The sequence below is a fragment of the Herbaspirillum sp. genome, assembly GCF_017744395.1.
Taxonomy (GTDB): Bacteria; Pseudomonadota; Gammaproteobacteria; order Burkholderiales; family Burkholderiaceae_D; genus Herbaspirillum.
In genome coordinates this window covers 138,605-153,643 of the sequence record NZ_JAGIBI010000004.1, presented here as the reverse complement: position 1 = coordinate 153,643, position 15,039 = coordinate 138,605, and the positions used below count along the sequence as shown (strand labels likewise).

Below are 15,039 nucleotides of genomic sequence, written 5' to 3'. Positions count from 1 at the left end.
CCTGCCATGCCGTCAATGGACGTGCTGGGGGATCTCCATTTCGGCCAGGATCATTTCCACCTGCAGGCAACGTATCTTCAGTTCCTTGATGGCCTTGCGGTACTGGCGTACCGACTTCAGCGGCGGGCCGCCATCCTCATGCCTGGCGGAGCGGATGGCGTTGAGCATGATGTGCGACAGCATCATGGCAGCTTCGTCGTGGGAGCTCTTCAGTTCGGCGATGCTTGTCAGCAAGGCAAGCCGTTTGTCCATGGCGTTCTCCTCTTGGTGAAGTCTGATGAGACTGCGCTGGAAGAGGGAATGTTCCGGGGCCGGGAGAGGACATTTCCATTGCCGTGGAGGAAGCCTTGGCAGGCTGCCAACGCCGGGACGGCACGCGCGCCGCGGATGAAAAAAGCCCCGCCGAAGCGGGGCCAAGAGGGGACTGAGCAGAACTCAGTTTTTGCAACACAACTCTTTCCGGTCTGTGCCCGGTCTGTGCCGGTTGGCGCCAGGGAATGCCGATCAGTACTTCCACATGATCTTTTGCAGTTCCTTGGAGTCGTTGGTCTTGGTCAGCGCCAGTTCGGCCAGGATGCGAGCCTTCTGGGGATTCTGGTCGTCGGTGACGACCCAGTCGTACTTGTCGTCAGGCTGTTCGCCGTTGCGGATCACGACGCCGCTGCCGGTGCGGGTGGCGCGGATGACCTGCACGCCCTTGCCGCGGATTTCCTGCAGCACCGGCACGATCTGCTCGGCCACGCTGCCGTTGCCGGTGCCGTCATGGATGATGGCCTTGGCGCCGGCGTTGACGAAGGCGTCATAGGCGGCGCGGCTGACGTTGCCGTAGTTGTAGGCGATGTCCACGCGCGGCAGGCTGCTGATCTTGTCGATGTCGAATTCGGTCTGGGTGGTGTGCGGACGGGCCGGCAGGCGGTAGAAGGTCAGCTTGTTTTCGACCACGTAGCCCAGCGGGCCATAGGGCGAGCGGAAGGTCTCGACCTTGAACGAGTTGCTCTTGGTGACGTCGCGGCCGGAGTGGATCTCGTCGTTCATCACCACCAGCGTACCCTTGCCGGCGGCTTCCTTGCTGCTGGCGACCAGCACCGCGTCATACAGGTTCAGCGCGCCGTCGGCGCCCAGCGCGGTACCCGGGCGCATCGAGCCGACCACCACCACCGGCTTCTCGCTCTTCAACACCAGGTTGAGGAAGTAGGCGGTCTCTTCGATGGTGTCGGTGCCGTGGGTGATCACCACGCCGTCCACATCGCTTTGCTTGAGCAGTTCGGAGACGCGCTTGCCCAGTTTCAGCAGGCGTTCGTCATTGAAGCTTTCGCTGCCGATCTGGAAAATCTGTTCGCCGCGCACGTTGGCGATCTTGGACACTTCCGGCACGGCGGCGATGATCTTGTCGACCGGCACCACGGCCGATTGGTAGGCAGCGGTGTTGACGCTGGAAGCGCCCGCGCCGGCGATGGTGCCGCCGGTGCCGATGACCACGACGTTGGGTTTCTTTTCCTGCGCCTGCGCCGATACGCTCATGGCGGCGAAAGCCGCCGCCATGATCATGACAGTGCCGATTTGTTTGAATTTTGCCTGCTGCATTTGAAGTCTCCTGGTGACGGTTGGTAAGTCCGTTTCGCGGCTCGCTCTCGTTGTTTTGATGGCCCGTCGAAACGGCCGGCCCCGCTTGCATGTTGCGGAACGCAGCGATCATACGAAAGCCGGATTGCGATGTCTCATGCTTTTAAAACATGGGTGGATGCGCCAAACGCATGAACCGGAAGATGCGAGCCGGGAGCGCCTCGGGTTGCGCAGTGCAGCAGGAAACTGGCCGAATACAGCGATGGCATTGGCGAGCAGGAGCGGGCGCGGGCGGACAAGAAAAAGCCGCCTTGAAGGCGGCCCGGGATGCGTTTGCCGGAGCAGGCGTCAGAAGAATTCGACGGTGTCGTTGGTGGTGATGCCGGAATTGAGCACGCCCGAGTTCACCAGTTCTTCGTAGAAGCAGATGCGGTTGCGGCCGTTTTCCTTGGCGTGGTACAGCGACTGGTCGGCGTGGCCGAGGATGACCACCGGGGTTTCGCGCGAAATGCCGACGAAGCCGAGGCTGACCGTGACCTTGCCGACCTGCGGGAAATCGTATTCCTGGACGTTCTGGCGGAAACGGTCGAAGATCTTGCGCGCATCCGACAGGGTGGTCGAACGCAGCAGGATGACGAATTCCTCGCCGCCGAAGCGGAAGATACGGTCGTGGCTGCGGAAGGAAGCGCGCAGGATGTTGGCCACCAGGATCAGCACTTCATCGCCGTACAGGTGGCCGTAGCGGTCGTTGACCTGCTTGAAGTGGTCGATGTCGACCACCGCCAGCCAATGGCCCTTGGCCTCGCCCGCGTCGTCGTGGCGGCGCTCGTTCTTCTCCAGCGAATGCGACTCGTGCGGGGCGATGGCGAAAGCGTACTTGGTGAATTGCTCGTCGAAGGTCTTGCGGTTGAACAGGCCGGTCAAGGCATCGCGCTCGCTGTAGTCGAGCAGGCTCTGGTAATTGCAGTAGACATGGAAGATGCCCCGAATGACATCCAGCTTCGACTGATCAAGGGCGCTGTCGCTGCGGATTGCGAGGCAGGAATTCATTTTGCCGTGCAGCCATACCGGCAGCCAGAGGAGGTGCGCGCCGTCGTCGGCGGTTTCGGCGTATTCGGGGAGATGGCTGCGGATGCAGGCCATCATCGCCGGGTAGTTCGACAGCGGTTCCTTGGGATCGTCGGTGGTGTGCTCGTCGATGGTGTGGATCTCGCCGTTGCGGATCACCATCTTTTCCTGGACGTAATACGCGTCGCGCATGTTGAAGATGTCAAGCATGCGGATCTCTTGCACATCGGTGAGCTGGTACAGGGCGGAGATGACGGAGAGCGCCAGGCGGGAATGCTCCCGATGGGCGGTGATCTCTACCAGATGCTTGAGCAGCGGTTTCTTCATCTCGTCGTCGATGTCCTGCATGAGCCCATTATTCTTGATGTATGGTCGGTACTCGGATGTCGTGCTTCGCCATTCGCGCAATGTAGCAGCACTTATGCAGGAATTACGCCATGAAGCAAGCAAGGAAGCGGGATGATTTTACACGTTCGCATGCAATGGGATGAAGTAGTTTCTACAGTTTGAAATCGAAAATATTCAATTCATTTCCGGCTGGAAATTTTGTCCTGATGTGAGACATAGTTACGCACCTATTTGATAGTTTTTTGATTTTCGTTAATGCGCCCAGGGTGTGAGAGGAGGGCGGGTAGATATGCCCGGACCACGCTCCTGTGATGATTGGAGAGGATTTTTATTTTCGGGGTGCGCAGGGAGCGGAAGCGCGAACCAGGCGCAGTAAAAAAGGGGTAAAAAAAATCGCCGGTCGATGCCGGCGATTTTTTTATATTGTTTTCGGTTTTGCGTGCCGTGTGCGCTCAGGCGTAGATGATCAGCAAGGCAACCGCGACGATCAGGGCGAACTTGGTGATGCGGTAGACCGTCTTGTTCCAGTTCTTGAAGCGGCGGCGGTACTGGCCGGCCAGCCAGACGAAGCGGAACAGCTTGTTGACGCGCCCGGTCTGGTCGCCGGTCTCGTTGGGCGAGGCGGCGGCGGTCATCATGGTGCGGCCCAGGAAGCCGTTGATGGCTTCGGCCCAGCGGTAGCGCAGCGGGCGTTCGACGTCGCAGAACAGGATGATACGGTTCGTCTCGGCGCCATTCTGCGCCCAGTGGATGAAGGTCTCGTCGAACACCACGCTCTGGCCGTCGCGCCAGCTATAACGCTGGCCGTCGACTTCGATGAAGCAGCGGTCGTCGTTGGGCGTGACCAGGCCGAGGTGGTAGCGCAGCGAGCCGGCATAGGGGTCGCGGTGCGGATTGAGCGTGCCGCCGGGCGCCAGTTCGGCGAACATCGCGGCTTTCACGCAGGGGATGCGGCGTAGGATCTCGACGGTCTTGGGGCAGAATTTCTCGGCAGAAGGGTGGCTGGCGTTGTACCACTTCAGGTAAAAGCGCTTCCAGCCGGCCTTGAAGAAAGAGTTGAAGCCGGCGTCGTCATTCTTTTCGGCGGCCTTGATCTTGGCCAGATTCTGCAGCGCCACGGCTTCGTCGCGGATGGTTTCCCAATTCTCGTCGATGATCGCCAGTTCCTTGAATTCGCGCACGGCCGGATAAGGCACGGCCGGAACGCGCGAGAAGGCGTACATGAACACGTTGATCGGCGACATGATCGACGAGTGGTCGAAGAACTGGCGCAGGAAGGGCAGCCGCACGCGTCCGCGGAAATGGATGAAAAAGATCGAAAACAGGTAAATAAAGACGATTACCCACTTCATTGCATGGTCCTCTTGTGTGTTGCAGGCCGTTGGCCGGTGTTGGCCGACGACGCGAAAGATATCTGCCAGATGGCGTCGGATCGGGGGGAATCAACCGCAGAAAGCGCCAGAAGGCGCAGAACCGGTTCCCGGGCATAGTCCGCGCAGCGCGGAGCAAGGCAACGATTCTACACCAAGGGGATGCCAGCAAATGTAAGCGTTCCTGCGGCTTTGGGCGCGCCGGGCGGGCTTGTATGAGGGAAATCAAGCCGGCAATAAAAAAGCGGACCGGGAAACCCGGTCCGCGAGGGACAACAACAGTGAAGGATGAAACGGTTCGTCTTGTCAGGCGGCTTGCTGCACGGCGGGGCGGGCACGGTTCCAGCGCGGCAGGCCGGTGAAGGCGAAGTCGATTTCCGGCACGCGGCCGGCGACGATCTCGGCGATGGCGCGGCCGGAGCCGCAGCCCATGGTCCAGCCCAGGGTGCCGTGGCCGGTGTTCAGGTACAGGTTGCTGAACTTGGTCTTGCCGACGTACGGGACATTGGAGGGCGTGAGCGGACGCAGGCCGGTCCAGTAGACCGGGTTGTCGTAGTCGCAGCCGTCCGGGAACAGCTCGCGGGTGCGGCGGGTGATGGCTTCGCAGCGGGTGGTGTTGAGCTCGCGGGTGTAGCCGTTCAGTTCGCAGGTGCCGGCCACGCGCAGGCGGTCGCCCAGGCGCGAGACCACCAGCTTGTAGCCGTCGTCGGTGAGCGAGACGGTGGGCGCGGCGTCCGGGTTGGTGACCTTGTAGGTGGCCGAGTAGCCCTTGCCTGGATAGAGCAGCAGGTCGATGCCCAGCGGCTTGACCAGCGGCTGCGAGAAGCTGCCCATGGCGACCACGAAGGCGTCGGCCTTCAGGACTTCATGGCGGCCGTCCGGGTTGATGATTTCCACGCCGGTCACGCGCGCCGAGGCGCCTGCGCCTTCAGTGATCAGGCGGGTGATGGTGGTCGAGAAGCGGAACTGCGCGCCGGCTTCCTCGGCCTTCTTGGCCAGGCCCGTGGTCAGCTTGTAGACGTCGCCCGACTCATCGGTGGCAGTGAAATCGCCGCCGACGATCTTGTTGCGGATCGAGGCTAGCGCCGGTTCGATCTTCACCACTTCGTCGGCGCCGATCGATTCGCGCGGGCAGCCCAGGTCGCGCATCAGCTTGGCGGCCGGCAGCGATTCCTGGAATTCCTTTTCCTCGGTATAGAAGTGCAGGATGCCGCGGGTCAGGTGGTCGTACTGGATGCCGGTTTCGGCGCGCACCGCCTGCAGGGTCTGGCGGCTGTATTCGCACAGGGCGACGATGTTGCGGATGTTTTCATCGGTGCGGGCGGCGGTGCATTCGCGCAGGAAGTTCACGGCCCATTTCCATTGCAGCCATTCGGGGCGGAAGCGGTACAGCAGCGGGGCGTCTTCCTTGCCCAGCCACTTGAGCACCTTCATCGGGGCCGACGGGTTGGCCCAGGGTTCGGCGTGCGAGACCGAAATCTGGCAGCCGTTGGCGAAGCTGGTTTCCTGCGCCGCGCCGGGCTGGCGTTCGATGACGGTGACGTCATAGCCTTCTTTCGTCAGGAACCATGCCGAAGCGGTTCCGATAATGCCTGCCCCCAATACGATGACTTTCATCTCACTCTCCCGGTTGATGCGTGATCCGGCGCGCGATGATGCCCGCTGCCGGCGAATAGCAGCATTGTAAGAATTTCCGGATTGCCGATGTGTTCAATACTGGAGAATTTTTTTCTCTCATATTAAGCAATGAGGATTTTTTTATTCAAAAAACAAAGAAAAAAATATAAATATTTATTTTTTTGAAGATGAGAAGCGGGCCATCTCTTCGGCGACCGCACGGGTCACGGTTTCCGTCAGCGCCTGGCGCAGGCTTTCCTTGACGCGCTGCGTCAGGATATCGGAGATATTGTCCAGCACCACCGCCATCTGGTCTTGCAGATGTTGTTGCAGCACGGAATCCGCTTGTTCCAGCAGGGTTTGCAGGACGTTTTCGCTGATTTCCTGCTGCCATTGGCGATATTGTTCGGCGGCCGGGATGGCCGTTTCGGACGGCGACGGCGCCTGGGGGGCGGCAGCGGGCGGCGGCACCATCGGGATGACCTCGGTCAGGAGGGGGATGCCGTTGTCGTCGTGATTCATGGTGTTCAGGCGGCCACGAAGTGGGACAGCGGATAGCCGCGTTCCTTGTAGAAACGGTAGCGCTCGCGGCCGGCGGCTCGGTCGGCGTCGTCGGCGGAAACGATTTCCAGCATGCGCTCGAAACGGGCGAAATGGACCGGCGTTTCGCCCGACAGGTTGATCAGCACCTGGTGATGCGGCAACTCGATATCGTCGCTGGCGGTCAGGATGATCGGGGTTTGTGCGGCCAGCGGATCGCCGGCGGCCACGTGCGGCAGGAAGTCCTGCTCGGAAAAGGTCCACAGCGCCTGGTCGAGCTGCTGCAGTTCGCGGCCGTCGCGCACGCGCAGCACGATCTGGGTACCGGCGCCGCGCGCCTTGCGTACCAGGCGGCAGGCATAGGCGAGCTTGTGTGGGACGTTGCTATGGAAGTCGATGCGGGTCATGGCGGAAGTATAGTGGTTCGCGGCTGGCGCTGCCATGCGCGTATGGAAAAACGGCCTGCCAAGGGGCAGGCCGTCGGGGTTGCAGGCGCGAGCCTTGGATCAGGCTGCCATGCCGCTGTGGCGCAGCAGCGCGTCGATACGCGGTTCGCGGCCGCGGAAGGCCTTGAACGATTCGATCGCCGGGCGCGAGCCGCCCACCGCCAGGATTTCCTGCTGGAAGCGGCGGCCGGTTTCGATCGACACCACGTTGCCGCCGCCGGCGGCGGCTTCTTCGAAGGCGCTGTAGGCGTCGGCCGACAGCACTTCGGCCCACTTGTAGCTGTAATAGCCCGCCGCATAGCCGCCGGCGAAGATGTGCGAGAACGAATGCTGGAAGCGGTTGAACTCAGGCGGACGGATCACGGCGATGCGGTCGCGCAGTTCGTTGAGCAACTGCTGCACGGTCTTGCCGCCGCCCACTTCATATTCATAGTGGATCAGCATGTCGAACAGCGAGAATTCCACCTGGCGCAGCATCTGCAGGCCGGACTGGAAGTTCTTGGCGGCGATCATCTTGTCGTACAGCGCGCGCGGCAGCGGCGCGCCGGTGTCGGCATGGGCCGAGAGGTGTTGCAGCACATCCCATTCCCAGCAGAAGTTTTCCATGAACTGCGACGGCAGCTCGACAGCATCCCATTCCACGCCGGAGATGCCGGACACGCCGACTTCATCGACTTGCGTCAGCATGTGGTGCAGGCCGTGGCCGAACTCGTGGAACAGCGTGATCACCTCGTCGTGGGTGAACAGCGCCGGCTTGGCCACGCCATCGACCACCGCCGGTTCGGTGAAGTTGCACACCAGGTAGGCGATCGGGGTCTGCACGCCGCTGGCGGTCAGGCGGCGCGCGCGGGCGTCGTCCATCCAGGCGCCGCCGCGCTTGCCGCTGCGCGCATAGAGGTCGAGGTAGAACTGACCGACCAGCTGGCCGTCGCGTTCGATGCGGAAGAACTTCACGTCCTTGTGCCAGACCGGCGCGGTGTCGGGCTTGATGGTCACGCCGAACAGTTGCTGCGCGACCTGGAACAGGCCGCCCACCACCTTGTGTTCGGGGAAGTACTGCTTCACTTCCTGTTCCGAGAAGGCGTAGCGCTGCTCGCGCAGCTTTTCGGAAGCATAGGTGCTGTCCCAGGCTTCCAGCGTGTCCAGACCCAGCTTTTCCTTGGCGAAGGCCTTCAGCTCGGCGTAGTCCTTTTCGCCGAAGGGGCGGGCGCGGCGGCCTAGGTCTTCGAGGAAGGCGATGACTTCCGCCGGCGATTGCGCCATCTTGGCCACCAGCGAGACTTCGGCGAAGTTGGCGTAGCCCAGCAATTGCGCTTCTTCCTTGCGCAGTTTCAGGATGGCGTCGATGTTGGCGCTGTTGTCCCATTCCGGCTTGGCGCCCAGTTCGGACGCCTTGGTGGCGTTGGCGCGGTAGATCTTCTCGCGCAGCGCGCGGTTGTCCGCGTATTGCAGCACCGGAAAGTAGGAGGGGAAGTGCAGCGTGAACTTGAAGCCCGGCTTGCCGTCCTTCTCGGCGGCAGCGCGCGCGGCCTGCTTGACGTCGTCCGGCAGGCCGGCGAGTTCGGCTTCGTCTTCCACGAACAGGCCGAAGTCGTTGGTGGCGTCCAGCACGTTCTCGGAGAAGCGGGTGGTCAGCGCCGCCTGCTTTTCCTGGATGGCGGCAAAGCGTTCTTTCTTGTCGTCGGGCAGTTCGGCGCCGGACAGGCGGAAGTCGCGCACCGCGTTGTCCACCACCTTGCGGCGCGCGGCCGACAGCGAGGCGAAGGCCGGACTGGCCTGCAGCGCCTTGTACTTCTCGAACAAGGCCAGGTTCTGGCCCAGGCCGGTCCAGAATTCCACCAGGCGCGGCTGGTTCTCGTTGTAGGTGGCGCGCAGCGCCGGCGTATCCATCACCGAGTTCAGGTGGCCGACCACGCTCCAGGCGCGGCCCAGCTTTTCGGTGGCGGATTCCAGCGGTTCGACGAAGTTGTCCCAGGTGACCTCCGCCATCGGCGCTTCCAGTTCGGTCACCAGGCGGCCGGCGTCGGCCAGCAGCTTGTCCAGCGCGGGCGTGACGTGTTCCGGCTTGATGGCGTCGAACTGGGCGTAGCCCGAAAAGTCGAGCAGGGGATTGGCGGCGATGTCGGTGGTCATGGAGTCTTCTCTATTCAGTTCAATATCAGGTGCGTTCGGCGGCTTCGATCGTGTTGACCAGCAGCATGGTGATGGTCATCGGGCCGACGCCGCCCGGCACCGGGGTGATGTAGCCGGCGACTTCCTTCACGTTGGCGAAGTCGACGTCGCCGCACAGCTTGCCGTTGTCGTCGCGGTTCATGCCGACGTCCAGCACCACGGCGCCCGGCTTGACCATGTCGGCGGTGACGATGTTGCGCTTGCCGGTGGCCACCACCAGGATGTCGGCGTTGCGGGTATGCGCGCCGAGGTCACGGGTCTTGGAGTTGCAGATGGTGACGGTTGCGCCCGCTTGCAAGAGCAGCATCGCCTGCGGCTTGCCGACGATGTTGGAGGCCCCCACCACGACGGCGTTGGCGCCGCGCACCGGATAGTTGATCGACTCCAGCATCTTCATCACGCCGTACGGGGTGCAGGGGCGGAACAGCGGCTGGCCGGTCATCAGGAGGCCGGCGTTGCTGATGTGGAAACCGTCCACGTCCTTTTCGGGAGCGATGGCTTCGATCACCTTGTGCGCGTCGATGTGGGCCGGCAGCGGCAACTGCACCAGGATGCCGTTGATCTTCGGGTCCTGGTTCAGGGCGTCGATGCGCGCCAGCAGGTCGGCTTCGGTCATGGCGGCATCGTATTTCTCCATCACGGAGTACAGGCCGTTGTCTTCGCAGGCCTTGACCTTGTTGCGCACATAGACCTGGGAAGCCGGGTTGTCGCCGACCAGGATCACCGCCAGGCCGGGCTGCTTGCCTTTGGCGGTCAGGGCGGCGGCGCGTTTGGCGACGTCGGCGCGCAGTTGTTGGGAGAGCAGGTTTCCGTCGATCAGTTGAGCTGGCATGGCAGATATATAGAGGCAGGAGCGGTGGCGAAAGCGCCCGGACGGCGCCGGGAGCGATGAAAACCCAACATTATAAAACGAGCGCGGCCGGGCGACGACCGCAGGCAGGGGAGCTTAATTGTCGTTTTTTCAATAAAAATGCCCTGTATTCCACCATGCGGGCATTTTGCCCCGTCCCCGACGGGGAATTTCAATTTCGGTTATGCTCCGGCAACCAAAGCGCAACGACACCATTTCCGAAGGACGCCCGCATGACCGATTTGCTGAACCAACGCCTGCAACAGCTCGCCAGCCCGCAACATATCGCGCTGCTCGGCCAGGGCTTGCGCGGCGTGGAACGCGAAACGCTGCGGGTCGACCGCCACGGGCAGCTGGCGCATACGCCGCACCCGCCGGCGCTGGGTTCGGCGCTGACCAACGACCTGATCACCACCGATTATTCCGAGTCGCTGCTGGAGTTCATCACGCCCGCCGAGCAGGACATCGCCACGGCCCTGCAGCGGCTGGACGAGATCCACCGCTTCGCCTACGCCAGGCTGGGCGGCGAGATCCTGTGGAACGCTTCGATGCCCTGCGTGCTGCCGCCGGAGGACGAGATTCCCATCGCCTGGTACGGCAGCTCGCACATCGGCATGTTGAAGCACGTCTACCGCCGCGGCCTTGCGCTGCGTTACGGCCGAACCATGCAATGCATCGCCGGCATCCATTACAACTTCTCGCTCAACGAAGGCGTGTGGGATGTGCTGCGCGAGAACGACAAGGAGGTCGACGCCTCGGTCTCGCGGCGCGACTACCAGTCCGAGCGCTATATCGCCCTGATCCGCAATTTCCGCCGCTACAGCTGGCTGCTGATGTACCTGTTCGGCGCTTCGCCGGCGCTGGCGACCAATTTCCTGCGCGGCCGCCCGCAGCACCAGCTGGCGACGCTGTCCGACGACACGCTCTACCTGCCCTACGGCACCAGCCTGCGCATGAGCGACCTGGGCTACCAGAACAATGCCCAGGCCAACATCACGCCGCATTACAACAACCTGCCGGCTTATATCCGCAGCCTGGCGCACGCGGTCAGCGAGCCGTATCCGCCGTACGAGGCGATCGGCACCAAGCGCGATGGCGAGTGGGTGCAGATCAACACCAATATCCTGCAGATCGAAAACGAGTTCTATTCGTCGATCCGCCCCAAGCGCGTCATCTACAGCGGCGAGCGCCCGGTGCAGGCCTTGTCGGCGCGCGGCGTGCAATATGTGGAAGTGCGCTGCATGGACATCGATCCGTTCGATCCGCTCGGCATCAACCTGCAGGCGGCGCGTTTCCTCGACGTGTTCCTGCATTTCCTGGCCTTCGACGACAGTTGCCTGACCTCGGACCAGGAGGGCACGGAAAACCGCGCCAACTTCATGGCCACCGTCAAGCAAGGGCGCCAGCCCGGCCTGCAGCTGCAGTTCAAGGGCCGCGCCATCGGCCTGCGGGAGTGGGGCGAGCAATTGCTGGAGCGCATGGCGCCGGTGGCCGAACTGCTGGACCGGCAGGCCGGCGGCAACGCCCACCGCGACAGCATGGCGGCCCAGCGCGCCAAGCTGGCCGATCCCGATGCCACGCCATCGGCGCGCGTATTGCGCGAGATCCGCGCGGCCGGCAATTCCTTCCCCGGCTGGGCCCTGCAAAACAGCACGGCGCAGGCCGAGCAGATGCTGGCCCGGCCGCTGGACGCGGCGCAGGTCGCCGACTTCACCGCCATCGCCCAGGCTTCGCTGGATGCCCAGCGCGAGATCGAGCGTACCCAGACCGGCGACTTCGATACCTTCGTCGCCGCCTACCGCGCCAGCACGCTGGGCAATATCAGCGTCTGAGCTTCCGGGGCCGGCCGTTTCGCCGGCCCATATTCCACTGCCTTTCTATATACATATCCTTATATGGGATATGCGGTCGTCATCGCGCCGATACGGCATTTCGCCGATGGTGGACGTCCGGTTTCGGCTGAAAAATTTATCTTTTGCCGACATCTTTTTTTGCCCGATCCGCCGGGCTGTTGTGCCTGCCCGTCGCCGGAAACCTGTCCCTCGGAGCCATTTTGCGGCAATGCAAACACGGCGAAAACAAACCGATTATCGTGCTGACCGTAAAAATACGGTGGCCGGAAAGCCCCTGTTTGTGCCGCTTTGCAGCAATATTTCGAATTATGAGATCAATTATCGCAATTTGAAAATAGAAAATTCCCTGATAAAATGCGTCGTCCTCAAGGCTGGAAAACCGTACATTAGCGCTGTAGGCTTGGTTTTCCGCGCATCATCGCCGGCGACTATTTGTACTGAATGAACCTACCGACCCGGCCAGTCCAATGGACCGGCCGGATCTTCAACAAACAGGAGACATGACATGTCAGCCCAAATCGACCAAGTCCTGGCGCAGGCCGCCAATGATCCAGATGTGATGGAAACCCAGGAGTGGCTCGACGCCCTCGAAGCCGTGATCGAGAAGGAAGGTCCGGATCGTGCCCACTACCTGATGGAGCGCATGGTCGACCTGGCCCGCCGCCGCGGCGCTTATATCCCGTTTTCCAGCAATACCGCCTACGTCAACACCATTCCCGCCGACCAGGGCGAGCACTGCCCCGGCAACCTCGAATATGAAGAGCGCCTGCGCTCGTGGATGCGCTGGAACGCCATGGCCATGGTGGTCAAGGCCAACCGCGTCGACGGCGACCTGGGCGGCCACCTGTCCTCGTTCGCCTCGCTGGCCAACATGCTGGGCATCGGCTTCAACCACTTCTGGCACGCCCCGACCGAAAACCACGGCGGCGACCTGCTGTACATCCAGGGCCACTCCTCGCCCGGCATCTACGCGCGCGCCTTCCTGGAAGGCCGCCTGACCGAAGACCAGCTGATCCACTTCCGCCGCGAAGCCGACGGCCATGGCCTGTCTTCCTACCCGCACCCGAAGCTGATGCCGGAATTCTGGCAATTCCCGACCGTGTCGATGGGCCTGGGCCCCTTGATGGCGATCTACCAGGCGCGCTTCCTGAAATACCTGCACGCGCGCGGCATCGCCGACACCGAAAACCGCAAGGTCTGGGCCTTCTGCGGCGACGGCGAGATGGACGAGCCGGAATCGATGGGCGCCATCGGCATGGCCGGCCGTGAAAAGCTGAACAACCTGGTCATCGTGGTCAACTGCAACCTGCAGCGCCTGGACGGTCCGGTGCGCGGCAACGGCAAGATCATCCAGGAACTGGAATCCGACTTCCGCGGCGCCGGCTGGAACGTGGTCAAGGTCATCTGGGGCAGCGGCTGGGACGAGCTGCTGGCCAAGGACAAGGACGGCATCCTGCAAAAGGTGATGATGGAAACCGTCGACGGCGAGTACCAGAACTACAAGGCCAAGGACGGCGCCTACGTGCGCAAGCACTTCTTCGGCAAGCATCCCAAGCTGCTGGAAATGGTCAGCAAGATGTCCGACGACGACATCTGGCGCCTGACCCGCGGCGGCCACGACCCGCACAAGATCTACGCCGCCTTCAAGGTCGCGCAGGAATCCAAGGACCAGCCGACCGTGATCCTGGCCAAGTCGATCAAGGGCTACGGCTTCGGCAAGGCCGGCGAAGCGCGCAACACCGCGCACAACACCAAGAAGCTGGACGACGAAGCCATCCGCGCCATGCGCGACCGCTTCCAGCTGCCGATCTCGGACGCCGAGCTGCCCAACATCCCGTTCTTCAAGCCGGCCGACGACGCGCCTGAAATGCAGTACCTGCACGAGCGCCGCAAGGCCCTGGGCGGCTACCTGCCGCAGCGTCGCCCGCAAGCCGACGAGAAGCTGCCGGTGCCCGAGCTGTCCGCCTTCCAGGCGATGCTGGAACCGACCGCAGAAGGCCGTGAAATCTCCACCACCGCCGCCTACTCGCGCGTGCTGACCGCGCTGCTGCGCGACCCCAACCTGGGACCGCGCGTGGTGCCGATCATGGTCGACGAATCGCGTACCTTCGGCATGGAAGGCCTGTTCCGCCAGATCGGCATCTTCAGCCAGGTCGGCCAGCTGTACGAACCGGTCGACAAGGACCAGGTGATGTACTACCGCGAAGACAAGGCCGGCCAGATCCTGCAGGAAGGCATCAACGAAGCGGGCGGCATGAGCTCGTGGATCGCCGCGGCGACCTCGTACTCGACCAACAACCGCGTGATGATCCCGTTCTTCACCTACTACTCGATGTTCGGCCTGCAGCGTATCGGCGACCTGGCATGGGCGGCAGGCGACATGCGCGCGCGCGGCTTCCTGATGGGCGGCACCGCCGGCCGCACCACCCTGAACGGCGAAGGCCTGCAGCACGAAGACGGCCACAGCCACGTGTTCGCCTCGGCGATCCCGAACTGCATCCCCTACGACCCGACCTTCGCCCACGAAGTCGCGGTGATCATCCATGACGGCCTGCGCCGCATGGTGGCCAACCAGGAAGACGTGTTCTACTACATCACCGTGATGAACGAGAACTACGCGCATCCGGGCCTCAAGCCGGGCCAGGAAGAGGGCATCCTCAAGGGCCTGTACCTGCTGAACGAAGGCGGCAAGAAGAACAAGCTGCGCGTGCAACTGCTGGGTTCGGGCACCATCCTGCGCGAAGTCATCGCCGCCGCCGACCTGCTGCGCGACGACTGGAAGGTCGACGCCGACGTCTGGTCCGCGCCGTCGTTCACGCTGCTGGCCCGCGACGGCCATGACGTGGAACGCTGGAACATGCTGCACCCGGCCGAAACCGCCAAGAAGAGCTACTTCGAGCAATCGCTGGAAGGCACCGACGGCCCGATCGTGGTCTCGACCGACTACATGCGCACCTATGCCGAACAGGTCCGCGCTTTCGTGCCGAAGGGCCGCTCCTACAAGGTGCTGGGCACCGACGGCTACGGCCGTTCGGACACCCGCGCCAAGCTGCGCGAGTTCTTCGAAGTGGACCGTCACTACGTGACCGTGGCGGCACTGAAGTCGCTGGCCGATGAAGGCAAGATCAAGCCTTCCGTCGTCGCCGAAGCGATCGCCAAGTACGGCATCAATCCGGAAAAACCGAACCCGGTGACCCAGTAAGTCCCGACCG

12 protein-coding genes are annotated in these 15,039 nt (G+C 62.6%); 3 read left to right on the top strand and 9 right to left on the bottom strand.

The features are described from left to right. Positions 1-12: 12 nt before the first annotated feature. From J7548_RS13200 to folD, 9 genes are all read right to left on the bottom strand, one after another. Positions 13-252, bottom strand: a complete 240-nt coding sequence (locus J7548_RS13200) for a hypothetical protein (protein WP_290975068.1) — start codon at positions 250-252, stop codon at positions 13-15. A 252-nt stretch (positions 253-504) separates the two neighbouring features. Continuing rightward, positions 505-1,584, bottom strand: coding sequence for an asparaginase (locus J7548_RS13195; RefSeq protein ID WP_290975067.1), 1,080 nt, complete (start codon positions 1,582-1,584; stop codon positions 505-507). A gap of 327 nt (positions 1,585-1,911) precedes the next feature. Continuing rightward, positions 1,912-2,979 (bottom strand): GGDEF domain-containing protein, encoded by a 1,068-nt coding sequence (locus J7548_RS13190; RefSeq protein ID WP_290975066.1) that lies wholly within the window; start codon positions 2,977-2,979, stop codon positions 1,912-1,914. Positions 2,980-3,431: 452 nt separating this feature from the next. Next, entirely contained in the window at positions 3,432-4,331 is a 900-nt protein-coding gene (gene lpxO, locus J7548_RS13185; protein WP_290975065.1) for a lipid A hydroxylase LpxO, read from the bottom strand. Between the two features lie 324 nt (positions 4,332-4,655). Further along, positions 4,656-5,966 (bottom strand): D-amino acid dehydrogenase, encoded by a 1,311-nt coding sequence (locus J7548_RS13180; RefSeq protein ID WP_290975064.1) that lies wholly within the window; start codon positions 5,964-5,966, stop codon positions 4,656-4,658. 174 nt (positions 5,967-6,140) lie between these two features. Then, complete coding sequence (locus J7548_RS13175; protein ID WP_290975063.1) at positions 6,141-6,488, bottom strand: hypothetical protein; 348 nt, start codon at positions 6,486-6,488, stop codon at positions 6,141-6,143. A gap of 5 nt (positions 6,489-6,493) precedes the next feature. Then, positions 6,494-6,913: a DNA polymerase III subunit chi gene (locus J7548_RS13170; protein WP_290975166.1), complete on the bottom strand. Its 420-nt coding sequence runs from the start codon at positions 6,911-6,913 to the stop codon at positions 6,494-6,496. Positions 6,914-7,012: 99 nt separating this feature from the next. Then, entirely contained in the window at positions 7,013-9,085 is a 2,073-nt protein-coding gene (locus J7548_RS13165; protein WP_290975062.1) for a M3 family metallopeptidase, read from the bottom strand. A 25-nt stretch (positions 9,086-9,110) separates the two neighbouring features. Beyond that, on the bottom strand, positions 9,111-9,956 hold the full coding sequence (gene folD, locus J7548_RS13160; protein ID WP_290975061.1) for a bifunctional methylenetetrahydrofolate dehydrogenase/methenyltetrahydrofolate cyclohydrolase FolD: 846 nt from the start codon (positions 9,954-9,956) through the stop codon (positions 9,111-9,113). A gap of 251 nt (positions 9,957-10,207) precedes the next feature. Between folD and gshA the strand changes: the two genes are divergently transcribed. From gshA to aceE, 3 genes are all read left to right on the top strand, one after another. Continuing rightward, positions 10,208-11,806: a glutamate--cysteine ligase gene (gene gshA, locus J7548_RS13155; RefSeq protein ID WP_290975060.1), complete on the top strand. Its 1,599-nt coding sequence runs from the start codon at positions 10,208-10,210 to the stop codon at positions 11,804-11,806. Between the two features lie 106 nt (positions 11,807-11,912). Further along, a complete protein-coding gene (locus J7548_RS13150; RefSeq protein WP_290975059.1) occupies positions 11,913-12,272 on the top strand; it encodes a hypothetical protein in 360 nt (119 codons plus the stop codon). Positions 12,273-12,332: 60 nt separating this feature from the next. Further along, the gene (aceE, locus tag J7548_RS13145) at positions 12,333-15,029 is read left to right on the top strand and encodes a pyruvate dehydrogenase (acetyl-transferring), homodimeric type (protein ID WP_290975058.1); all 2,697 of its coding nucleotides are present in this window, start codon (positions 12,333-12,335) and stop codon (positions 15,027-15,029) included. Positions 15,030-15,039 lie beyond the last annotated feature (10 nt).